Genomic DNA, 22450 nt, shown 5'->3' on the forward strand with positions numbered 1-22450 from the left:
GCGCGTGGCCGCCGTGCCTACTGCTCGTAGGACAGGGTGATCGTGTCGCCGCGGTACACCGTCGAGCCCTGGACCGGGTCGGTCGCGGTCACCGGCAGGGCCGACTTCCAGTCGTAGAACCGGCAGAGCACGTTCTTGCACTCCGGCACGGAGACGTCGAGCCCGAGGTTCTCGAGGGTCGACGTGGCCTCGTCGATGGTCTTGCCGGCGACGTCCGGCAGCGTGATGGGCGTCGGGCCGCGGGAGACGACGAGGTCGACCGCCGAGCCCCGGACGGCGGGGGAGTCCTCGACGGACGACGCGATGACGTGGCCCTTCGGCACGTCGTCGCTGTAGCGCTCCTGCTGCGAGCCGACGGTGAGCCCGACGCTGTCGAGGGCTGTCGTCGCCTCGTCCAGGGTCTTCCCGGTGACGTCCGGGACTGCTCCGAGCGAGACCGTCAGCGTGACCGGGCCCCGCTCGGCGTACTCGCCGACGGACGCCAGGTCGACGGTCTGTCCGTCGGCGCCCAGGCCCTTCGCCGCGATCACGGTGTCCTCCGGGGCGTCCGCCGAGAACTCGTACTGGTCGTCCTGCAGCTGGAAGTCGTCGTCGAGCGCCGCCGTGACGGTGGACAGCGGTTGACCGACGATCGCCGGCAGCGCGATCATCCGCGGGCCGTCGGAGACGACGATCTGCACCGCCGTGCCCTTCCTGACCTCGCGCTCGGCAGCGGGCTCGGTCGTCGAGACCTTGCCCTTCGCCACCACCGCGTCGTACCGGGTGCCGGTGCGTGCCGCGGGCTCGAGGCCCTGCGCCTGGAGGAGCTGACGTGCCTGCGTCACCGACTTGCCGGTGACCTCGGGGATCCGCACGTTGCCCCAGGGACCCGGGCCGAGCGCCCACCCGACGACCCCGGCGACGACCGCGAGCACGACGACGACCGCGAGGACGATCCAGCCCCGCTTCCGGCGCTTCGCGGACTTGTCGGCGAGTCGCTGACCGGCGGGGGACAGCGCGCCGGGCTGCGCGCCGGTCCGGCGTGGGCCGGGAGCGCCACGGCGCCCCGGAGCGACCGGTTCGCCGGTCGAGCCGGCGATGACCCGTGTCGCGTCGGCGTTGCCGGGCTCGCCGGTCGCCCGGTCGGCCGACGACGGGGACGAGCCGCCGGCCGGCAGGATGGCGGTGGCGTTCTCCGGGCGGAGGACCGCGGTCCGGTACTGGCCCGTCGCGCGCTGCTGGCTGCCCGAGACGTGGTCGAGCATCTCGCGGGCGTCGCGGGGGCGGTCCTCCGGGTCGCGTGCGGTCGCCCAGGCCACCAGGTCGTCGAGCTCCGGCGGGACCCCGGGCTCCGCTGCACTCGGGACGGGCACGGTGTCGTTCGCGTGCTGGTACGCGATCTGCATCGGCTGGTCGCCCTTGTAGGGCTGCTCGCCGGTGAGCATCTCGTAGAGCATGATGCCGAGCGCGTAGATGTCACTGCGGGAGTCGGCTGCTCCGCGCGTGACGAGCTCGGGGGAGAGGTACGCGATCGTGCCGAGCAGGGCCGCGCCGGTGGCGGTGTTCGCGGTCGTCGCCCGGGCCAGGCCGAAGTCACCGAGCTTGATCCGCCCGTCGTCGGCGAGCAGGACGTTCTCGGGCTTGAGGTCGCGGTGCACGATGCCCGCGCGGTGTGCCGAGGCGAGTCCGGCGAGCACGGCCCGGAGGATGTCGGTCGCCTGCTCCGGTGTCAGTGCCCGGTGCTCCTGCAGGAGGTCCCGCAGGGTGATCCCCGGGATGTACTCCATGACGATGTAGGCGGTGTCGTCCTCGGCGCCCTGGTCGTACACGCCCACCAGGTTGGGGTGTGACAGGCGTGCGGCGGACCTCGCCTCCTGGATGAAGCGCTCCCGGAACGCCTGGTCGTCGGCCAGGTGCCCGTGCATGATCTTGATCGCGACGCGGCGCTCGAGCCGGACGTCGGTGGCGAGGTACACGGTCGCCATGCCGCCGCGCGCGATGCGCGAGCGCACGCGGTACCGCTGGTCGATCATGCGACCGATCATCGGATCCGTGGCGGCGTTCGTGGTCATCGGCGGCATTCTACGAAGGCGTCATGGCCGCGCCCGACCTGACGCTCCGGTCGTGACCCAATCTCGATCTCGAGGATGACTCGTCCCACCGGACGGCCAGGGAGGAGCGGGGTCAGAGCGAGGCAAGCAGGGCGCGCGCGGTCTGCTCCCACTTGGCGTACTCGTCCGGGTAGGCGGAGACCTGGACCGCCTGGGCGGCGGCGGTGAGGCTCATCGACGACCACCCCCGCACGTCCATGAGGCCGCGGGTCTTCCCCGGGTTGCCCGTGTAGAAGAGCTCGGCCGCGGTGGCCGGGTCCTGCAGGGCGGCCGTCGTTCCCCAGCCCTGGCTCGGTCGCTGCTGGAAGAGGCCGACGGAGTCGCGGTCGCCGTGCGACAGGTTGCGCAGGCTCGACTCCTGGAGCGCGGCTGCCAGCGCGATCACGATGCCGCGGTCCGGGACGCCGAGGGTCCGACCGACGGCGACGATGGTGGCCGCGTTGCGGCGCTGCTCCCCGGTCAACTCGACGCCGTTGACGCTCCCGACCGTCGTGGTCACCGCGGTGCCCGTGGGCGTGGTCGTCGGCTTCGTGCTCGCGGAGGGGAGGACGAGGGTCTTCCCCGCGTAGATCGTGCTCGTGTAGCTCAGGCCGTTCGCAGCGAGGAGTGCCTTGACCGACACGCCGTGCTTGGCGGCGATGGCACCGATCGTGTCGCCCGCGGCGATCTTGACGCTGGTGGCCTGCGTCACGGCCGGTGCGGCCGGTGCGGTGGTCGCCACCGGGGCCGGCTTCGCCGCGGTGCCGGCGCGGGGGATCGTCAGCGTCTGGCCGGGGTAGATGGCCGACCGCTGGGTCAGGTTGTTCGCCGACAGGATCGCCGAGGTCGAGACGCCCACGCGGGCGGCGATGCCCGAGACCGTGTCACCCGACTTGACGTGGTAGCTGCCGCTGCCACCGGTCGACGCCGGGGCGGCCGTGGGTGCCGCGGGCGCCGACGACAGGTGCAGGGTCTGCCCCGGGTGGATGATGGTGTTCCAGCCGAGGCCGTTGCGCACCAGGACCTCCTGCGCGGACAGGCCGAACCGTGCGGCGATGCCGGACACCGTGTCGCCCTGGCGGACCGTGTACGTCGTCGGGGCCTTCGACACGGCGGCGACGGTCGTGGCGGTCGTGGTGGCGGGGCGGGCCACGGCGGTGCCGAGCACCGGTCGGTGCCCGACGTTGCGGTCCTCGTCGACGTGCCGCTTCTTCGCGGCGTCGTCGTGGCGGGGCTCGGCGTGCGCCACCGGGCCGGTCAGGCCGGCGGTGACGGCGATCGTGCCCGCGAGGACGATCGGCATGGTGGCGAACCGGGCGGATCGAGCGCGCCGGGCGGCGTCGTCTGCAGCGTTGTCCACGGGGTTGTCTCCTGTCCTGGGTGAGCCGTGCGCGTGTGCGAGCACTCACAGGTGTCTCCACGCTGGCATGGCGTGATTCCCAAGTCAACCAGAGAGTCGGATGTTGCGGGTGTGACTGGTGTGATCGGCGTGACCGACCGAACCGGCCCGCGGCTCTGGCAACATGGGGCGCGTGAGTGCTGTACCCACCGACGACACGACCCTCTCCGAGCGCTGGCTGACGGTGCCCGACCTGGTGGACCTGCTCGGGGTGACACCCGGTCGGATCCACCGCCTGTTCGAGCAGAAGACGCTGCTGCCCGCCCGCGTGGACGGCGTGCTGCGGGTGCCGAGCGAGTTCCTCGACGGCCCCGAGCCGCTGCCGGAGCTGCGCGGCACGCTGATCGTCCTCGGCGACAACGGGTTCTCCGACGACGAGGCAGTCCGATGGATGCTCTCCGACGAGCCCGCGCTCGGCACCTCGCCGATCGCCGCGCTGCGCGCCGGCCGCAAGGCCGAGGTGCGCCGGGTCGCCCAGTCCCTGCTCTGACACCAGCCCGGGCGGACGGGAGGCCGCGGCGACGCCACCACGGGCCTCCCGTCCGCGGTCGGGTGCCTACGCGACGCGGCGGCTCACGGTGTCGGCGAGTGAGAGCAGCTGATCGCGGGCCGACGGCGTGAGCGGAGTGGCCTCGAGCGCCGCCTTGGCACGCTGCACGTGCCGCTCGATCGACCGCTCGACCGCCGCGACCGCACCGGACTCGGTGAGGGTCGCACGCAGCATCTGCACCTGCTCCTCGTCGAGGTCGGGGTCGCCGAGCAGCTCGTCGAGCAGCTGGCGCGGACCCGACGGCAGCGACTTGCGGGCCGAGGCGATGAGCACGGTGCGCTTGCCCTCGCGGAGGTCGTCGCCGGCGGGCTTGCCGGTCACCTCCGGATCACCGAAGACCCCGAGCAGGTCGTCGCGCAGCTGGTAGGCGACGCCGAGCGGCAGGCCGAAGGACCGCAGGCCGTCGAGCTGCGCCTCGGAGGCGCCCGCGACGAGGGCGCCGATGACGAGCGGGGCCTCGATCGAGTACTTCGCCGACTTGAAGACGATGACCCGCTGCGCGCGCACGAGGTGCTCCGACTCGTCGGTGGACGGCCACGCGGTCTCCTCGTGCACGTCGAGGTACTGCCCCGCCGTGACGTCGAGTCGCATGGTGTGGAACTCCTGGCGGACGATCCGGGCGCGGGCGGGGTCGAGGAGCGCCAGGCCCTCGTCGAAGAGCGAGTCACTCAGCGCGAGCAGCACGTCGCCGAGGAGCAGGGCCGAGTTCGTGCCGTACAGCGCGCGGTCGCCGGTCCAGCCGGACTCCTGGTGCAGCGACTCGAAGCGCCGGTGCGCCGAGGGGCGGCCGCGACGGGTGTCGGAGCGGTCCATGATGTCGTCGTGCACGAGGGCCGCCGCGTGGAAGACCTCGAGCGCGGCCGCGACCGTCACGACGGCCTCGGCGGTGGTCTGTCGGGACCCCTCGGCGAGCGGGTCGAACGAGCCGGAGCGGCCCGCGACCGACTGCCAACCCCAGTAGCAGAACAGTGCCCGGAAGCGCTTGCCGCCGGACAGCAGGTCACGGGCGTACCGGTCGAACGGGGCGAGGTCCGGGCTGATCGCCAGGAGTCGCTCTCGCTGCTCGTCGAGTGCCCGGTCGACCCGCGCCGATACGAGGTCCACTAATCGCGTACTCTCAGCCACGATCCCTACCCTAGTGGAGCGGTCGAGTCATAGAATCGGTCCACTTCAGCGCTTGCCACAACCCGGTAGCAGCGCGGCACACCAGCGGTCACCCAGACAGCATCCCCAGGAACAAGAGGGAAACAAGATGCCACTCTCGGAGCAAGAGCAGCGACTCCTCGAAGAGATGGAGCGGAGCCTCTACCAGAACGACTCCGACTTCGTGGCGCGTGTGACGCGCCGCCAGGGCCGCGCGAGTTACACGTCGATCACCATCGGTGTGCTGGGTGCGCTCGCGGGCATCGCCATCGTGGTGCTCGCCCTCGCGCTCAAGCAGCCGTGGCTCGGTCTGCCGGGCTTCGTGGTCATGCTCGCCGGCGTGCTCTACGCACTGCGCCCTGGCATGCGGATGCCGAAGTCCGGGGCGAAGGCGCCGCGGGCGGGCAAGCCGTCCTCCGGTCGGCCCTCGCGTCCGTCGTCGTCGGGCGGGTCCTTCATGGACCGCATGAACGAGCGCTGGGACAAGCGCAACGACCCGGGGCAGCAGTAGCGCCTCCTCCACACGCCTCCACGGGGCCGGTCCTTCGGGACCGGCCCCGTCGTCGTGTGCGGGGTGTGTCCGGCGCGGGCGTGCCCGTGCTCGTGCTCGCCGACTCGCGCCGCCCGCTGTCCCCGGCGGTTCCGGGCACACCTGGCGCGTTCGGGCGTACCTGGTCGAACGGATGGGCACGGTGTGCCCGATCCCTCCTTCCATCGCGCGCGTGATGGGAAGGAACGGTCAGCGCGGGAGCCGGCGCGAGCGCTGACGGACGGGAGGCGCGGGGCGGGCGCGCGCCGTGCCTCCCGTCCGGTGCGCCCTCGGCCGCCCCGAGGCTGCGAAAGTCCTCCACTTCCCTCCACGTCCCCCATTCCGCTCCACATCCGCGTGCTGCTGCGGATCGGCGGTGATTCGGGCAGGCCCAGGGCCTGCGTCCGCGGCCCCAGTCCGGGGGTTCGGGCCGTTCTGAGGAGCATTGACCGTTCCGCGGGGAGCGAAGTGGAGTAAAGTGGGGGTCACGACGGTCCGGTGGAGCGGAGGGGAGGCCCCGACGTGCTGCTCGGTACCCATGCCCCGAAGCTGGACGAGAAGGGTCGCGTGATCCTCCCCGCCAAGTTCCGGGACGAACTGTCCGGGGGTCTCGTGATGACCCGCGGGCAGGAACGGTGCGTCGTGGTCTTCAGTGCGGAGACGTTCGAGCAACTGCACGAGCGGATCCGGACGGCTCCGATGACCTCGAAGCGCACCCGGGACTACATGCGTCTGTTCCTCTCCGGAGCGAGCGCGGAGACCCCGGACAAGCAGAACCGCGTGACGATCCCGCAGAACCTCCGTGAGTACGCGGGGCTCGAGCGGGACCTCACGGTCATCGGCAGCGGTGACCGTGCCGAGATCTGGTCGACCCCCGCGTGGGAGGCCTACTACGCAGAGGTCGAAGAGGGCTTCGCCGACAACGACGAGGAGGTGATCCCAGGGATCTTCTGATCCGCGGATCGGGACTCCCAGCCGTGGTGCCCTGACACACCTTCCCCGGTGTCAGGTCGCATGGATGGGGATCCGGATGCGTGGCGCAGAGGGTCGCAGGGGCTGCACATGGCCGACGACCAGCCGAAGTTCCCGCACACACCGGTGATGCTCCAGCGCATCGTCGACCTGTTCGTCCCCGCCCTCGAGGGGCCGGCCAAGGTCGTCGTCGACGCCACCCTCGGTATGGGCGGGCACTCCGAGGCGCTGCTCGAGCGCTTCCCGGAGCTCACCCTCATCGGGCTCGACCGCGACACCGACGCGCTCGGCATCGCGGGGGAGCGGCTCGCGCGCTTCGGCGACCGTGTGCGGCTCGTGCACACCGTGTACGACGGGATCCTCGACGCGGTCGAGGGCGAGGGCTTCCGCCAGGTCGACGGCGTGCTGTTCGACCTCGGGGTCAGCTCGCTGCAGCTCGACCGTGCCGAGCGCGGGTTCGCCTACAGCCAGGACGCCCCGCTCGACATGCGGATGGACCGGACCGAGGGGCAGACCGCCGCCGACGTCCTCGCGACCTACGACGAGGGCGAGCTGCGCCGGATCTTCCAGCGCTACGGCGAGGAGAAGCTGGCCGGCCGGTACGCCCGCGCCATCGTCGAACGGCGCGGCGAACGGCCGTTCGAGATGTCGGGCGACCTGGTCCAGGTCCTGCACGACGCGACGCCGGTCGCGGTGCAACGGCAGGGACACCCGGCGAAGCGGGTCTTCCAGGCCCTGCGGATCGAGGTCAACGCCGAGCTCGCCGTGCTCGAGCGGGCGATCCCCGCCGCGCTCGACGTCATCGCGGTCGGCGGCCGGATCGTCGTCGAGTCGTACCAGTCGCTCGAGGACCGCCTCGTGAAGCGGGCACTCGTCGAACGCACCACCTCGAGCGCTCCGGCCGGGCTGCCGGTCGAGCTGCCCGAGCACGCTCCCACGTACTCCCTCGTCGTCAAGGGCGCCGAACTGGCCGACGAGGCCGAACGCGCCGCCAACCCCCGAGCCATCCCCGTGCGCCTGCGCGCGGCCGAGCGGATCCGGAAGTGACATGAGCACGAACCTCGCACTCGTCGACCCCGTCGACGCACCGTCGCGTGCCCCGCGGCCGCCGCGTCGGAACCGCCCGGAGCTCGTCGAGGTCGCGCCCTCGAAGTCGCAGCGGCGTGCGCGGCCGAAGATCGCCTACGCCGTGACCGGCGTCGTCGCGCTCGGCGTGCTGCTCCTCGCGCAGCTCGGCATCAGCATGGTGCTCAGCCAGGGCGCGTACACCCTCGACGCCCTCGGTGCCGAGCAGACGAAGCTCTCCCGGACGCAGCAGTCGCTGTCCGAGGAACTGCGCGTGCTCGACTCGCCGCAGAACCTCGCCCGCAACGCGCAGGCGCTCGGGATGATCGCGAACTCCACGCCGGTGTACCTCGACCCGAAGACCGGTCAGGTGTACGGCACGCCGACGCCCGCCGCCCCGGACGAGGCGACCGCGAGCGGTGACAACCAGGTGCCGAACGCGCTGCTGGACCCGGTGCCGCTGGCCGCCGGGCCCGACGGGACGACCGGCGCGGGGAGCACGTCCGGGAGCGCGGACGCGACCGGCCCTGCGACCGCGTCCGGCGACGGTGCCGCGACCACGGGCACCGGCAGCACCGATGCGGGTACGTCGACGGACGCCGACAGCACCAGCACGAACGACGCTGGGAAGAGCGCAGGCGCCAGCGAGTCGGCCGGGACGAGCTCGGCCACCGACGTAGAGTCCGACGCGAACCCGCTCCAGGCACCCACCACCCGCTGACCCGCGGGCCGGACCCCTGCCGCCGCACCACCCGGGAAGGACCGCAGCGCGTGACGAAGACCATCCGCAGTCCACGACTCCGCTACGGCGTGGTGATCATCGCCGTGATCGCCCTCGTGGCGGTCTTCGTGATCCGCCTGGTCGACATCCAGGTGGTCCAGGCGGCCGCGCTCAACGAGGCGTCGAAGGCGAAGCGGAGCATCCCGGTCACGATCTACGGCAACCGGGGGGCGATCGTCGACCGCAACGGCACGGAGCTCGCGGAGAGCGTCAACCGCTACAACATCGTCACGTCACCGCGACTCGTCGCGGGCTTCGACGGCAAGCTCGGCGGCGAACGCACCAAGAAGGTCTCGGTGGACGACGCGCTGCGGGCGCTGGCGGCCGCGTCCGGTGGGGACCTGAGCAGGATGCAGAAGGCCATCGCGGCCGACCCGAAGTCGGACTTCGCGTACCTGGTCAAGGGCCTCGACGTGCAGCACTACGAGGCCGTCGTCGCGCTCGGCATCCCCTGGGTCTACAAGGAGCAGCAGTCCGCCCGCGTCTACCCGATGGGTGCGACCGGTGGTGCCCTGACCGGCTTCATGGGCACCGACGGCGCCCAGGCGGGTCTCGAGTACTCCTACAACGAGTGCCTCGCCGGCAAGAACGGCTCCGAGACGTACGAACGCGGTGAGGACGGCGTGCAGTTGCCCGGCAGCACCCGGACGACGGAGCAGGCCAAGGACGGCGGCACGCTCGAGACCACGATCGACAGCGACCTGCAGTACATGGCGCAGCAGACGATCGCCTCGGCGGCGAAGAGCCTGCAGGCCGAGTCCGCCACCGCCACCGTCGTCGACGTGAAGACGGGCGAGCTCCTCGCCGTCGCCGACTACCCGACCGTCGACCCGAACGACGTCGACGCCACCACCGACAAGGGCGCGTTCGGCTCCCGCGCGCTGACCTCGACCTACGAACCGGGATCGACCATCAAGGCGGCCATCGCCGCGGCGCTCATCGACCAGGGCAAGTCGAGCCCGACCGACCGTGCCGTCGTGCCGTACTCGCGGACCTTCCCCTGGGGCGGCAAGATCCAGGACTCCGAGTTCCACCCGACCGAGAACCTGACGCTGACCGGCATCCTGCAGAACTCGTCGAACGTCGGCATCACCGAGCTCGGTGCGCGGCTGTCGACGCAGCAGCGCTACGACTACATGAAGAAGTTCGGGCTGTTCGAGCCGGAGTCCGCGATCCAGTACCCCGGCCAGCCGGGCATGCAGTACGGCGCCAGCCCGGACTGGGACCAGCAGACGAACATCAACTCGATGTTCGGTCAGGGCATCTCGACCACCGCGATCCAGGTCGCCAGTGTGTTCCAGACCCTGGCCAACGAGGGTGTCCGGATCCCGCTGCACATGGTGAAGGGCTGCAAGACCGCCGACGGCGAGACGATCGACGCGCCCGACGTGCAGGGTTCCCGGGTCGTGTCGGCCGCGGCTGCCGACCAGACCGTGAAGATGCTGCAGAGCGTCGTCACGGGCGGCACGCTCGTCGGCATGAAGCCGATCTCGGGCTACAACATCGCCGCGAAGACCGGTACCGCCGAGGTCGCCGAGGGCGGCAAGGGCTACGGCGGTCAGCGCATCACGTCGGTGGCCGGAATGGCACCCGCCGAGGACCCCCAGTATGTTGTCACGGTGACGTTCACGAAGCCGCAGACCAACAAGTGGTCCAGCGGAGCGGCTCCGGCGTTCCGCACACTCATGTCCCAGGTGCTCGAGAAGTACCGAGTAGCCCCCTCCACGGCCGAGGCGCAGCTGTACCCGTCCACGTGGTGAGGAAGAAGGAGCACTTGTCCGCACGGATCCCCCCGGTCCTCCGACCCGAACACCCGACCCCGAGGAGCGTGGCCGAACTCGCGAACGCGTTCGGCATGCGCGTCGTCGGCTCGGTCGACGCCGTCGAGACGACGGGCGTCACGCTGAGTGCTGCCGAGGTGCAGCCGGGTGACCTGTTCGTCGGCGTGCACGGCGCGAACCGGCACGGCGCGCAGTTCGCCGCCGAGGCCGCCGAGCGTGGTGCCGTCGCGGTGCTGACCGACGCGGACGGCGTCGCCCTCGCCGAGTCCGCCGGGCTGCCCGTGCTCGTGGTCGAGGACCCGCGGGCGGCCCTCGGCGACGTCTCCGCCTGGGTCTACCGGACGCACCCCGACGAGGCCACGGACCTCCCGCAGCTCTTCGCGACGACCGGGACGAACGGCAAGACGAGCACTTCCTACATCCTCGAGGGTGTCCTCAAGCAGCTCGGCCTGGTCACCGGCCTGAGCTCGACCGCCGAGCGCCACATCGGTTCGCTCAGCGTGACGAGCCGCCTGACCACCCCCGAGGCGAGCGAGATGCACGCACTGCTGGCCCGCATGCGCGAGGCCGAGGTCCGCGCCGTCGCCGTCGAGGTGAGCGCCCAGGCCCTCAGTCGACACCGCGTCGACGGCATCGTCTTCGACGTCGCCGGGTTCACGAACCTGTCGCACGACCACCTCGACGACTACGCCGACATGGAGGAGTACTACCAGGCGAAGCTCCCGCTGTTCCAGCCCGAGCACGCCCGACGCGGCGTCGTCTCGCTGGACACCGACTGGGGCCACCGCGTGGTGCAGGACTCCCGCATCCCGGTCACGACCATCACCGTGCACCCCGAGGTCGAGGCCGAGTGGCACGTCGACATCGTCGAGGCGCACGCCGCGTACACCGAGTTCCGCCTGATCGGACCGGAGGGCCGCGAGCTGACCACCCGTGTGCCGCTGATCGGCTGGCACATGGCCGCCAACGCGGCGCTGGCGATCGTCATGCTGGTCGAGGGCGGCTTCGAGCTCGGCGCCATCGCGCAGGCGCTCGAGTCCGGGCACCGTCGGTACGCCGACGAGACCGACGAGCACCGTGTCAGCGCGATCGAGTGCTACCTGCCCGGCCGCACCGAGCGTGTCTCCGGGGACCGTGGGCCGAGCGTCTACGTCGACTTCGGGCACAGCGCCGACGCGTTCGAGAACACCCTCGCCGCCGTACGGCAGTTCACCCCCGGCAAGGTCCTCATGCTCTTCGGCGCCGACGGCGACCGCGACACGACCAAGCGCGGCGACATGGCCCGCGTGGCGGCGGCGGGGAGCGACATCCTCGTCATCACCGACCACCACCCCCGCTTCGAGGACGCAGCGAGCATCCGGAAGACCCTGGTCGATGCCGCGCGCGAGGCGTACCCGGACCACGAGACGTACGAGGTCAGCCCGCCGGAGGCCGCGATCCGCAAGGCCGTGGGCCTGCTCGGCGACGGGGACTCGATCCTCTGGGCCGGCCCGGGACACCAGGACTACCGCGACATCGCCGGTGTCCGCACGCCGTACTCGGCCCGCGACGAGGCCCGTCAGGCCCTGCGAGAGGCCGGCTGGGAGCCGAACTCCGGTCCGGCGGAGGAGATCCGATGATCGCCCTGACCCTCGCCGAGATCGCCACCGCGATCGGCGGCGAGCTCGTCAGCGGTGCCCCGGAGCGGGTCGTCGACGGCAGCGTCGAGACCGACTCCCGCCTGGTCGGCCCCGGCAGCGTGTTCTTCGCGCTCCTCGGTGAGGAGACGGACGGCCACCGCTTCGTCCCGGCCGCGGCCGAGGCCGGTGCGGCCCTGGTCGTGACCGAGCGCGCCGTCGACCTGCCGGCGGGGTCGGAGACGGCCCAGGTCGTCGTGGCCGACGGCTACGCGGCCCTGGCCACGCTCGCGCACGAGGTCGTCTCGCGCGTCCGTGCCTCGAGCGCCGACCGCGTCGACGAGCAGGGACGTCCGGCGCCCCTGCGCGTCGTGGGCATCACCGGCTCGAACGGCAAGACGAGCACCAAGAACATGCTCCGGACGATCCTCGAGCAGCACGGTGCCACCGTCGCGCCGCAGGGATCGTTCAACAACCACGTCGGCGCCCCGGTGTCGATGCTCCGCATCACGCACGACACGCGGTTCCTCGTCGTCGAGATGGGGGCGAGCGGCAAGGGCCACATCGCGAAGCTCGTCTCGATCGCCGAGCCGGACGTCGGCGTCGTCCTCAAGGTGGGGCTCGCGCACGCCGGCGAGTTCGGCGGCATCGAGGCGACGCAGCGCGCGAAGTCGGAGATGGTCACCGACCTGCCCGCCACCGCGACCGCGCTCCTCAACGTGGACGACGACCGGGTCGCGTCGATGCGCGCGATCACCGCCGCACGGGTCGTCGGCTTCGGCACGTCCGCCGGTGCCGACTACCGCATCGCCGGCATCGAGACGGACCGCAGCGGCACGCGCTTCACGCTCACCGCGCCTCCCGTGCCGGACGAGGCCGCCGCGGACCACGAGGGAGGCACGTCGCCGGTCCCGGAGACCGTCGACGTCCGCCTCGCCATCCTCGGCGAGCACCACGCGATGAACGCGTCGGCCGCGCTCACCGTCGCCCACCTGTGGGGCGTGCCCCTCGCCGCCGGCGCCGAGGCGCTCGCGTCGATGACGCGAGCCGAGCGCTGGCGCATGGAGCTCCTCCAGGGCGGCCCGGAGGGCGTCACCGTCATCAACGACGCGTACAACGCGTCGCCCGACTCGATGGCGGCCGCGCTCCGCACCCTGGCGCAGGTCGTGCGCCCGGGGGAGCGCTCCGTCGCCGTGCTCGGGGAGATGGCGGAGCTCGGCGAGTTCGCGACCGAGGAGCACGACCGCATCGGCCGGCTCGTCGTCCGTCTCGGCATCGGACAGCTCGTGGTCGTCGGCCCGGGTGCCGCGCCGATCCACCAGGCCGCCACCCTCGAAGGGTCGTGGGACGGCGAGTCCGTGTACATCGAGGACGTCGACGACGCCGTCCGTGCCCTGCAGGAGATGGTGCGCCCCGGCGACGTCGTCCTCGTCAAGTCCTCGAAGTCCGCCGAACTGCGATTCCTCGGCGACCGCCTCGGAGGTGTCACCGAATGATCGCGCTCCTCGTCGCCGGCGCCGTGGCGCTGGTGTTCACGCTGCTGCTCACACCGCTGTTCATCAAACTGTTCCACCGTCTCGGGTGGGGACAGTTCATCCGTGACGACGGACCACAGTCGCACCACACGAAGCGCGGCACCGCGACCATGGGCGGCATCGTCCTGATCATCGGCGCCGTGCTCGGGTACTTCGTCGGGCACCTGGTCGGTCGCGACTCGGTCACGCTGTCCGGTCTCCTCGTGCTCTTCCTCATGGTCGGACTCGGGTTCGTCGGCTTCATCGACGACTTCCTCAAGGTCCGTCGCCAGCGGAGCCTCGGCCTCGGTGGCTGGGCGAAGGTGCTCGGGCAGGTGATCGTCGGCGTGGTCTTCGCAACGATCGCGCTCGTGGTGCCGACCGGCAACGGCAAGCCCCCGGCGTCGACGATGATCTCCGCGATCCGCGACGTGCCCTGGTTGGACTTCATGGTGCTCGGCACCGTGATCGGGACGGTCCTGTACCTCGCGTGGATCGTGCTGCTGACGGTGTCCACGTCGAACGGCGTGAACGTCGCCGACGGCCTGGACGGCCTCGCCACCGGTTCGAGCATCCTGGCGATCGGCTCGTACGTCATCATCGGGTTCTGGCAGTCGAACCAGATCTGCGGCGGCGTCCGGCTCGACGAGAGCACCGCGCACGCCTGCTACAGCACGTCCGACCCGCTCGACCTGGCCGTCGTCGCCGCGGCGGTCTGCGGTGGCCTGATCGGCTTCCTCTGGTACAACACCTCGCCGGCGCAGATCTTCCTCGGCGACACCGGCTCGCTCGGGCTCGGCGGTGCGCTGGCCGGCCTGGCGATCCTCAGCCGCACCGAGCTCCTGCTGATCCTGATCGGTGGCCTGTTCTTCATCGTCACCGGCTCGGTCATCCTGCAGCGTGCCTACTTCAAGATCACCCACGGCAAGCGCATCTTCCGGATGAGCCCGCTGCACCACCACTTCGAGCTGAAGGGGTGGGCCGAGGTGACCGTCGTCGTCCGGTTCTGGATCATCGCGGGGCTCTGCGTCGCGGCCGGTGTCGGGCTCTTCTACCTGGAGTGGATCGCCCGTGTCGGCTGACACCCGCCTCGACGGACTCGACAGCTGGTACGCCGAGGGCTGGAAGGGGCTGCGCGTCGCCGTGCTCGGCCTGGGCTCGACCGGCTTCTCCGTCGCCGACACGCTCGTGGAGCTCGGCAGCGACGTGGTCGTCTACGCACCGGACGGTGCAGCGGACACCATCGAGCTGCTCGACGTCATCGGCGCGCGGTTCGAGCGGACCCCGCTCGACACCGTGCCGGCCGCACTCGAGGCCCAGGCCCCGGACGTCGTCGTCGTGTCGCCGGGCCTTCCCCCGCACAACCCGTCGGTGCAGTGGGCGAGCGCGAACAGCACCGTCTGGGGCGACATCGAACTCGCGTGGCGGGTGCGGGACAAGGTCGTGCGCGGCCCGATCGCCGCACCGTGGGTCACCATCACGGGCACGAACGGCAAGACCACGACGACGCAGCTGACGACCGCGATGTTCGCGGCCGCCGGGCTCCGGGCGGTCGCGTGCGGGAACATCGGCGTGCCGGTGCTCGACGTCGTCCGTGACCCAGAGGGCTTCGACGTGCTGGTCGTCGAACTCTCGAGCCACCAGCTGCACTACATGCCCACCTCGGGCGACGGCGCGGTCGTGCCGCTCGCGAGCTCCTGCCTCAACATCGCGGACGACCACCTCGAGTGGCACGGGTCCGCCGAGGCGTACCGCGCCGCGAAGGCCAAGGTCTACGAGCGCACCGTCATGGCCTGCGTCTACAACACCTCGGACGAGGCGACCCGTCGCATGGTCGAGGACGCCGACGTGGTCGAGGGGTGCCGCGCCGTCGGCTTCACACCCGGGGTGCCCGCGCCCGGCGACGTCGGCATCGTGGACGACGTGCTCTGTGACCGCGCCTTCACCGAGGACCGCCGCAACAGCGCGCTCGAGCTCGCGACGATCGCGGACCTCGAGCAGGCCGGTCTCGCCAGTCCGCACATGACCATGAACGTCCTCGCCGCGGCCGCCCTCGCGCGTGCCGCCGCCGTGGAGCCCGCGCACATCCGCACGGCCGTGCAGGGCTTCCGCGCCGACCACCACCGGACCGAGCACGTCGCGACGGCGGACGGCATCGCTTGGGTCGACGACTCGAAGGCGACCAACCCGCACGCCGCCACGGCGTCGTTGGCCTCCTTCGAGACCGTCGTCTGGATCGTCGGCGGGCAGTTCAAGGGCGTCGACGTCGACGGCCTCGTCGAGCGGTTCGGCCCCGCTGCCCGAGCCGTGGTCGTGATCGGCACCGACCGCACGCCCGTGCTCGAGGCATTCGCACGACACGCGCCCGCGGTCCCGGTCCTGCAGGTCGAGGCGACGGACACTGATCAGGTCATGCCCGAGGCGGTCCGGCATGCCGCTTCGGTCGCGCGACCTGGCGACACGGTCCTCCTCGCCCCGGCGGCGGCGTCGTTCGACCAGTTCGGTTCCTACGCCGACCGGGGGCGTCGATTCGCGGCGGCGGTCCACGAGCACCTGGGAGGCACAGCCGATGGCGACCACGGATCTCCCGAGCGGCCGTAGCGGCAGCCGGACGACGGGCACCACTCCGCACGCCGACGCACCCCACCGGGGTCGCGGTGCCGTCGTCGCGGTGAAGAACCTCTTCGTCGCGGAGTCGAGCACGTTCTACACGATCCTCGGCGTGACGCTCTTCCTCGTCGTGTTCGGCGTCGTGATGGTGCTGTCGTCGTCGAGCGTCGAGCAGTACGCGGCCACGCACGACTTCTTCGGCGCCGCCTCACGTCAGGGCCTGTACGCCGTGCTCGGCGTGCCGTTGATGCTCGTCGCCAGCCGCGTCCCCGCGCGGACCTGGCGCAAGTGGGCGATGCGGATCCTCGGAGCGGCACTCGTCCTGCAGTTGCTCGTGTACACGCCGCTCGGCATCGAGGTGCAGGGCAACCGGAACTGGGTCGGCTTCGGCTCGTTCACCGCGCAGCCGTCCGAGGCGGTGAAGCTCGGGATCGCGCTGGCGGTCGGCGCGATCTTCTACGTGAAGCGGGACAAGCTCCACGACTGGAAGGAGATCTTCGTCCCGATCGGCATCGCCACGGTGCTGCCGCTCGGCATGGTGCTCCTCGGCGGCGACCAGGGCACCGCGATGATCATGCTCATCCTGCTGCTCGGCGCGCTCTACATCGGGGGCGCGCGAGCGAAGCACCTGCTCCTCATCCTCGGTGCCGTCGCGGTCGTGCTGCCGTTCGTCACGATGACGTCGGCGTCACGGTCGTACCGCATCAACGCGTGGCTCTCCGGCTGCACCGACTCGAACCAGTTCCAGGACCTCTGCTGGCAGCCCGTCCACGGCATGTGGGCGCTCGCGTCCGGCGGGGTGTTCGGCGTCGGGCTCGGCAACTCGAAGGCGAAGTGGTCGTGGCTGCCCGAGGCGGACAACGACTACATCTTCGCGATCATCGGCGAGGAGCTCGGGCTCATCGGCGCGGTGGTCGTCCTCGCACTCTTCGTCGTGCTCGCCGTCAGCATGATCAAGGTCATCCGGCAGTCGACGGACCCCTTCGTGCGCACCACGACGGGCGGCATCCTGGCCTGGATCATCGGGCAGGCGCTCGTCAACATCGCGGTGGTGCTCGGCCTGCTGCCGGTGCTCGGCGTCCCGTTGCCGCTCATCTCGGCCGGTGGTTCGGCCCTCATCATGACCCTCGTGGCGATCGGCGTCGTGCTGTCCTTCGCCCGCGAGCTGCCCGGGCGGGGGCAGTCCGCCGCCACCCGCGACGGTCTCGCACCACAGAACGGAGTGCTCCGGTGAGCACCTACCTCTTCGCCGGCGGCGGCACCGCCGGTCACGTCAACCCGTTGCTCGCGGTCGCGGACCGGCTCACCGAGAGCGATCCGGACGCGCGCGTGCTCGTGCTCGGCACGGCCGAGGGTCTCGAGTCGCGGCTCGTCCCGATGCGCGGGTACGAGCTGCTGACGATCCCGCGCCTGCCGTTCCCACGCCGGCTCGACGCTCGCGCGCTCCGCTTCCCGGGCGGGTTCACCAGCGCGGTGCGTCGCACCGAGCAGTTCATCCGCGAGCACGACGTCGAGGTGGTCCTCGGCGTCGGCGGCTACGCGGCCGCACCGGCCTACATCGCCGCGAAGCGGACCGGCACCCCGATCGTCGTGCACGAGCAGAACGCCAAGCCCGGCCTGGCGAACCGGCTCGCCGCCTTCCTGACGCGGCACGTCGGGGTCACGTTCTCGAACACGCGCCTGCGGCACGGTCGCGTCGTCGGCATGCCGCTCCGCAAGGAGATCGAGACGCTCGACCGGCGTGCTGCCCGTGCGGAGGGGCTCGCGGAGTTCGGGCTCGACCCGGACCGCCCGGTCCTCCTCGTGACCGGCGGCTCGTCGGGCGCGCGGAGCATCAACACGACCGTCAACCGGTCGGCCACCGCCATCGTCGACGCCGGCTGGCAGGTCCTGCACGTCGTGGGCGGCAGGTCGGACATCGGTCCGAGCGACCTCGACGGGTACCACGTGCTGCCGTACTGCGACCGGATGGACCTCGCCTACGCGGCGTCCGACTTCGTGGTCTCGCGCTCCGGTGCCGGGATGGTCTGCGAGTTGACCGCCGTCGGCCTGCCGAGCGTGCTCGTGCCGTACCCGGTGGGCAACGGCGAGCAGCGGTACAACGCGAAGGACGTCGTCGACGCCGGGGGAGCGGTCCTGGTGGACGACGCGGAGTTCACCGAGGAGTGGGTGACGTTCCAGCTGCTCGCGATCCTCCGCGACCGGGCGCGGATCGCCGACATGGCGGTCCGGGCGGGCAGCGTCGGACACCGCGACGGCGCCGACCGCATGACGACCCTCGTCCGCGACGCCTCGGAGCGCACGAGCGACAGCAGCACCAGCAGCACGGAGGAACGATGACCATCAAGCCGGACCTGACCCAGCCGATCCCGGACGACCTCGGCACGGTCCACTTCGTCGGCATCGGTGGCTCCGGCATGAGCGGCATCGCCCGGATGTTCCTGGCCGCCGGGCACCGGGTGACCGGCAGCGACTCCCGCGAGACGGCGACGACGGGCACGATGCGCGAGCTCGGTGCCGAGGTGCACATCGGCCACGACGCCGCGAACCTCGGGAACGCGGACACGGTCGTGGTGACGAGCGCGCTGTGGCCGGACAACCCCGAGCTGCTCGAGGCCCAGCGGCGCGGGCTGCCCGTCCTGCACCGTTCGCAGGCCCTCGCGGCGCTCATCGCCGACCACCGCCTCGTCGCGGTCGCCGGTGCGCACGGCAAGACCACCTCGACCGGCATGATCGTCACGGCGCTGGTCGAGCTCGGACTCGACCCGAGCTTCGTCAACGGCGGGGTGATCCAGTCCCTCGGCACGAGCTCGGCTCCGGGCGGCAGCGACCTGTTCGTGGTCGAGGCCGACGAGTCCGACGGCTCGTTCCTGCTCTACGACGTCGCGGTCGCGCTCATCACGAACGTCGACGCCGACCACCTCGACCACTACGGCAGCGAGGAGGCGTTCATCGACGCCTTCGTCGAGTTCGCCGGCAAGGCGAGCGAGCGGATCGTCGTGTCGAGCGACGACGCGGGTGCGAAGCGCGTCACGGAGGGTGTCCGCGCCCGGCCGGGCGCCCCGGGTGTCGTCACCTTCGGCGAGGCCGCCGACGCGGACGTCAGGATCGAGCGCATCGTCGAGGCCGCCAGCGTCGAGGTCGACCTCCGCGCCGCGGGGGAACGCCACCACCTGACCCTCCGTGTGCCCGGTCGGCACAACGCGATCAACGCCGTCGGGGCGTTCGCGGTGCTCACCGGGCTCGGTGTCGCTCCGGAGGACGCGATCCGCGGCATCGAGGCCTTCGGCGGCACCGAGCGTCGGTTCGAGCTGCACGGCGTCGAGCGAGGGGTGTCGGTGTACGACGACTACGCGCACCACCCGACCGAGGTCGCCGCCGCACTGCGGGCCGCCCGGAACGTCGTGGGGGACGGGCGCATCATCGCGATCCACCAGCCCCACCTCTACTCGCGCACGCGGCTCATGGCGGGTGACTTCGCGAAGGTCTACGAGGAGCTGGCGGACCACACGGTCGTGCTCGACGTCTACGGTGCCCGCGAGGACCCGGAACCCGGTGTCACCGGTGCCCTCGTGCAGGAGCGCTTCGCCGATCAGTCGCGCGTCGAGTTCCTGCCGGACTGGGACGACGCGGCCGCCCGGGCCGCCGAGGTCGCCCGTGACGGCGACATCATCATGACGCTGAGCTGCGGCGACGTGTACCGGATCATCCCGCAGGTGCTCGGCGCCCTGCACGACGGGACGCGCGCGCAGTGAAGCGTCCCGAGGGCTTCGACGGGCGGCCGGAGGAACCGGACGCCCCGACCGGTGGTGCCCGCGCACCACGGCAGCGTCGTGGCCCGGCGGTCCCGCGTCGGTCGCGCTCAGCAGCGGCCGACGGCCAGGAGGCCGGGCCCCCCGCCGACACGTCGGCGCCCGGTGACGGGGCGGTCACCACGCCTCGCCGCACGCCGGCCGGACCCCGGTCGACCGACCGCACGCCGGTCGACGGCCGGGGTCGCCGCGACCGTGCCGGTGCGGTCGCCAGCGCCGCCGGACGTCGTCTCGGTGTCGGCCTCTCGTCGGTCGCGGAGCGGCTCCGCGAGTACCAGCAGGACGGCGACCACGACCACGCGGCACGGACGTCCGGGCGCCCGGCGGCGGGTACCCCGACCGGGAGCGACGACGCGGGTCGCGCGGACGGCACCGTGAGCGAGCAGGTCGCGACGGTCACCGACGTCGTCGACCCCGTCGCGCCGACCGCGACGGACCGGTCCGATGACCGCGGGCACGAGCGCACGACGCCGCTCGGCGCGGGCGTGCGCGCGGCGGAGACGGCCCGCGAGGCCCGTGTCGCGAAGCGCCGCCGCCGGCTGCTCGAGCGTGCCGAGGTCCGACGCTTCACCCGCCGCGCCCGGCACCGCCGCGCCGCGTGGATCACGGCCGCGACGGTCGTCGTGGTCTTCGGTGCATCGATCCTCGTCGCCGTGTACTCGCCGCTCATGGCGCTGCGCACGATCGAGATCCGCGGCACGGACCGGGTCGACGAGACGGCGCTGCGCCAGGCGCTCTCCGACCAGCTGGGCACCCCGCTCGCACGGCTCGACCTCGGTGCGGTGAAGCGGGACATCGCCGGCTTCCCGCTGATCGAGAGCTACGTGACCGAGGAACTCCCGCCGCACACCCTCGTCGTCACGGTCACCGAGCGCACGCCGGTCGTCGCGGTCCGGTCGGGCTCGTCGTACGACCTCGTCGATCCGGCCGGCATCGTCGTGCAGTCCGCACCGGAGCGTCCCGAGGGCGTCCCGGTCGCCGACCTCGCCCGCGCCGAGCTCGGGTCGTCGGTGTTCCGCACGATGACCGAGGTCGTGCTCGCACTGCCCTCGACGGTGCGCCGCCAGGTGACCGACGTCCGTGCCAGCACCGCCGACGACGTCACGCTCACCCTCGACGACGGATCGACCGTGGTGTGGGGGAGCCCGGACGCCTCGGACACCAAGGCGGCCCTGCTCGCGGCCCTCGTCAAGGACCACGCGAGCCGGGACCCGGACCGGAAGGTCGAGTTCGACGTGTCGGCTCCCGACAACGGGATCATCCGGGCGAAGGACTGACCCGGACGGCGTCGATCTGACCGACGTGATCGGCGACACGCGGCGTGGCGGCGCGACAGCGTGCGGAGCGCACCCGTAGCGTCGAGGAAGCACCACATCTACCAGCATTGCCCCTGAACTTCAAGTAGAGGTTGAGGGTTCAACCGGAGGCCCGACTGACGTGACCACGAACCACAACTACCTCGCCGTCATCAAGGTCGTCGGTGTCGGCGGCGGCGGCGTGAACGCCGTGAACCGCATGATCGAGCTCGGCCTCCGCGGCGTCGAGTTCATCGCGATCAACACCGACGCGCAGGCACTGCTGCTCAGCGATGCCGACGTCAAGCTCGACGTCGGCCGCGAGATCACCCGCGGGCTCGGCGCCGGCGCGGACCCCGAGGTCGGCCGTCGCGCCGCCGAGGACCACGCCGAGGAGATCGAGGAGGCCCTGGCGGGCGCCGACATGGTCTTCGTCACCGCAGGCGAGGGTGGCGGCACCGGTACGGGTGGTGCGCCCGTGGTCGCCCGGATCGCGAAGTCGATCGGCGCGCTGACCATCGGTGTCGTCACGAAGCCGTTCAGCTTCGAGGGCAAGCGCCGCCAGTCCCAGGCCGAGAACGGCGTCGCCTCGCTCAAGGACGAGGTCGACACGCTCATCGTCGTGCCGAACGACCGCCTGCTGGAGATCAGCGACCGCGGCATCTCGATGGTCGAGGCCTTCGCGACCGCCGACCAGGTCCTGCTCGCGGGCGTCCAGGGCATCACCGACCTCATCACGACCCCGGGTCTCATCAACCTCGACTTCGCCGACGTCAAGAGCGTCATGCAGGGCGCGGGATCGGCGCTCATGGGCATCGGCTCGTCCCGCGGCGCGGACCGGGCGATCAAGGCGGCCGAGCTCGCCGTGGCGTCGCCGCTGCTCGAGGCCTCGATCGACGGCGCGCACGGCGTGCTGCTGTCGATCCAGGGTGGCTCGAACCTCGGCATCTTCGAGATCAACGACGCCGCCCGCCTGGTGCAGGAGGCTGTCCACCCCGAGGCGAACATCATCTTCGGTGCGGTCATCGACGACACCCTGGGCGACGAGGTCCGCGTGACGGTCATCGCCGCCGGCTTCGACGGTGGCGAGCCGAGCTCGCAGCAGAAGGAGCGTCGCTCCAGCTGGGTCGACCCGGAGCAGGGCGGTGCGGCCGCGTCCGGTACGGCCGGCACCGGTGCGATCGAGGACACCGCGACCAGCGCGCCGTCCTGGGCGTCCCAGGAGCACGAGGCGCCCGTGCGTCGCGCCGCCGACCCGGCGTTCGACGACGACGACGAGCTCGACGTCCCCGACTTCCTGAAGTAAGCCCTCCC

18 protein-coding genes are annotated in these 22450 nt (G+C 71.7%); 15 read left to right on the top strand and 3 right to left on the bottom strand.

From position 1 onward, the window contains the following. Positions 1–17: 17 nt before the first annotated feature. Positions 18–2051 (bottom strand): Stk1 family PASTA domain-containing Ser/Thr kinase, encoded by a 2034-nt coding sequence (gene pknB, locus DEJ22_RS06085; protein WP_181430637.1) that lies wholly within the window; start codon positions 2049–2051, stop codon positions 18–20. A 112-nt stretch (positions 2052–2163) separates the two neighbouring features. After that, entirely contained in the window at positions 2164–3429 is a 1266-nt protein-coding gene (locus tag DEJ22_RS06090) for a LysM peptidoglycan-binding domain-containing protein (RefSeq protein WP_258379501.1), read from the bottom strand. A gap of 163 nt (positions 3430–3592) precedes the next feature. Here DEJ22_RS06090 and DEJ22_RS06095 point away from each other — a divergent pair, with 163 nt between their 5' ends. After that, positions 3593–3958, top strand: coding sequence for an Rv2175c family DNA-binding protein (locus DEJ22_RS06095; RefSeq protein ID WP_111225786.1), 366 nt, complete (start codon positions 3593–3595; stop codon positions 3956–3958). Positions 3959–4024: 66 nt separating this feature from the next. Here the strand turns inward: DEJ22_RS06095 and DEJ22_RS06100 are convergent, their stop codons facing one another. Beyond that, a complete protein-coding gene (locus tag DEJ22_RS06100) occupies positions 4025–5122 on the bottom strand; it encodes a polyprenyl synthetase family protein (RefSeq protein ID WP_502862420.1) in 1098 nt (365 codons plus the stop codon). Positions 5123–5270: 148 nt separating this feature from the next. Between DEJ22_RS06100 and DEJ22_RS06105 the strand changes: the two genes are divergently transcribed. The 14 genes from DEJ22_RS06105 to ftsZ all read left to right on the top strand — a co-directional run bounded on the left by DEJ22_RS06105 (position 5271) and on the right by ftsZ (position 22442). Then, positions 5271–5672, top strand: coding sequence for an SCO2097 family morphological protein (locus DEJ22_RS06105; protein ID WP_111225788.1), 402 nt, complete (start codon positions 5271–5273; stop codon positions 5670–5672). 540 nt (positions 5673–6212) lie between these two features. Continuing rightward, positions 6213–6644, top strand: a complete 432-nt coding sequence (mraZ, locus tag DEJ22_RS06110) for a division/cell wall cluster transcriptional repressor MraZ (protein WP_111225789.1) — start codon at positions 6213–6215, stop codon at positions 6642–6644. Positions 6645–6752: 108 nt separating this feature from the next. Further along, on the top strand, positions 6753–7709 hold the full coding sequence (gene rsmH / locus DEJ22_RS06115; RefSeq protein ID WP_111225790.1) for a 16S rRNA (cytosine(1402)-N(4))-methyltransferase RsmH: 957 nt from the start codon (positions 6753–6755) through the stop codon (positions 7707–7709). 1 nt (position 7710) lies between these two features. Continuing rightward, positions 7711–8448: a cell division protein FtsL gene (gene ftsL / locus DEJ22_RS06120; RefSeq protein WP_111225791.1), complete on the top strand. Its 738-nt coding sequence runs from the start codon at positions 7711–7713 to the stop codon at positions 8446–8448. 50 nt (positions 8449–8498) lie between these two features. Then, positions 8499–10268 carry a peptidoglycan D,D-transpeptidase FtsI family protein gene (locus DEJ22_RS06125; RefSeq protein ID WP_111225792.1) on the top strand — a complete coding sequence of 590 codons (1770 nt, stop codon included), beginning with the start codon at positions 8499–8501 and terminating at the stop codon, positions 10266–10268. 14 nt (positions 10269–10282) lie between these two features. Continuing rightward, a complete protein-coding gene (locus DEJ22_RS06130) occupies positions 10283–11908 on the top strand; it encodes a Mur ligase family protein (protein ID WP_111226368.1) in 1626 nt (541 codons plus the stop codon). After that, positions 11905–13401 (top strand): UDP-N-acetylmuramoyl-tripeptide--D-alanyl-D-alanine ligase, encoded by a 1497-nt coding sequence (locus DEJ22_RS06135; RefSeq protein WP_111225793.1) that lies wholly within the window; start codon positions 11905–11907, stop codon positions 13399–13401. The genes DEJ22_RS06130 and DEJ22_RS06135 overlap by 4 nt, the downstream gene beginning before the upstream one ends. Then, positions 13398–14501, top strand: a complete 1104-nt coding sequence (mraY, locus tag DEJ22_RS06140; protein WP_111225794.1) for a phospho-N-acetylmuramoyl-pentapeptide-transferase — start codon at positions 13398–13400, stop codon at positions 14499–14501. Before DEJ22_RS06135 ends, mraY begins: the two co-directional genes overlap by 4 nt. Next, positions 14491–16020 (top strand): UDP-N-acetylmuramoyl-L-alanine--D-glutamate ligase, encoded by a 1530-nt coding sequence (gene murD / locus DEJ22_RS06145; protein WP_111225795.1) that lies wholly within the window; start codon positions 14491–14493, stop codon positions 16018–16020. Before mraY ends, murD begins: the two co-directional genes overlap by 11 nt. Then, positions 15989–17263 (top strand): putative lipid II flippase FtsW, encoded by a 1275-nt coding sequence (ftsW, locus tag DEJ22_RS06150; RefSeq protein ID WP_111225796.1) that lies wholly within the window; start codon positions 15989–15991, stop codon positions 17261–17263. Before murD ends, ftsW begins: the two co-directional genes overlap by 32 nt. After that, on the top strand, positions 17260–18369 hold the full coding sequence (murG, locus tag DEJ22_RS06155) for an undecaprenyldiphospho-muramoylpentapeptide beta-N-acetylglucosaminyltransferase (RefSeq protein ID WP_111225797.1): 1110 nt from the start codon (positions 17260–17262) through the stop codon (positions 18367–18369). The genes ftsW and murG overlap by 4 nt, the downstream gene beginning before the upstream one ends. Next, the gene (gene murC / locus DEJ22_RS06160) at positions 18366–19784 is read left to right on the top strand and encodes a UDP-N-acetylmuramate--L-alanine ligase (RefSeq protein ID WP_111225798.1); all 1419 of its coding nucleotides are present in this window, start codon (positions 18366–18368) and stop codon (positions 19782–19784) included. The genes murG and murC overlap by 4 nt, the downstream gene beginning before the upstream one ends. After that, positions 19781–21118: a cell division protein FtsQ/DivIB gene (locus DEJ22_RS06165; protein WP_111225799.1), complete on the top strand. Its 1338-nt coding sequence runs from the start codon at positions 19781–19783 to the stop codon at positions 21116–21118. The genes murC and DEJ22_RS06165 overlap by 4 nt, the downstream gene beginning before the upstream one ends. A gap of 160 nt (positions 21119–21278) precedes the next feature. Continuing rightward, complete coding sequence (gene ftsZ / locus DEJ22_RS06170) at positions 21279–22442, top strand: cell division protein FtsZ (RefSeq protein WP_111225800.1); 1164 nt, start codon at positions 21279–21281, stop codon at positions 22440–22442. The last annotated feature ends 8 nt before the right edge of the window (positions 22443–22450 follow it).

Origin of the sequence: Curtobacterium sp. MCSS17_007 (genome assembly GCF_003234175.2) — a bacterium.
Taxonomy (GTDB): domain Bacteria; phylum Actinomycetota; class Actinomycetes; order Actinomycetales; family Microbacteriaceae; genus Curtobacterium.

Excerpts from the sequence above, each read along its gene's own strand:
- pknB (WP_181430637.1), bottom strand. The coding sequence starts at position 2,051 with ATGACCACGAACGCCGCCACGGATCCGATGATCGGTCGCATGATCGAC.
- ftsW (WP_111225796.1), top strand. The coding sequence starts at position 15,989 with ATGGCGACCACGGATCTCCCGAGCGGCCGTAGCGGCAGCCGGACGACG.
- murC (WP_111225798.1), top strand. The coding sequence starts at position 18,366 with ATGACCATCAAGCCGGACCTGACCCAGCCGATCCCGGACGACCTCGGC.
- ftsL (WP_111225791.1), top strand. The coding sequence starts at position 7,711 with ATGAGCACGAACCTCGCACTCGTCGACCCCGTCGACGCACCGTCGCGT.
- mraY (WP_111225794.1), top strand. The coding sequence starts at position 13,398 with ATGATCGCGCTCCTCGTCGCCGGCGCCGTGGCGCTGGTGTTCACGCTG.
- DEJ22_RS06095 (WP_111225786.1), top strand. The coding sequence starts at position 3,593 with ATGGGGCGCGTGAGTGCTGTACCCACCGACGACACGACCCTCTCCGAG.
- DEJ22_RS06135 (WP_111225793.1), top strand. The coding sequence starts at position 11,905 with ATGATCGCCCTGACCCTCGCCGAGATCGCCACCGCGATCGGCGGCGAG.
- rsmH (WP_111225790.1), top strand. The coding sequence starts at position 6,753 with ATGGCCGACGACCAGCCGAAGTTCCCGCACACACCGGTGATGCTCCAG.
- DEJ22_RS06105 (WP_111225788.1), top strand. The coding sequence starts at position 5,271 with ATGCCACTCTCGGAGCAAGAGCAGCGACTCCTCGAAGAGATGGAGCGG.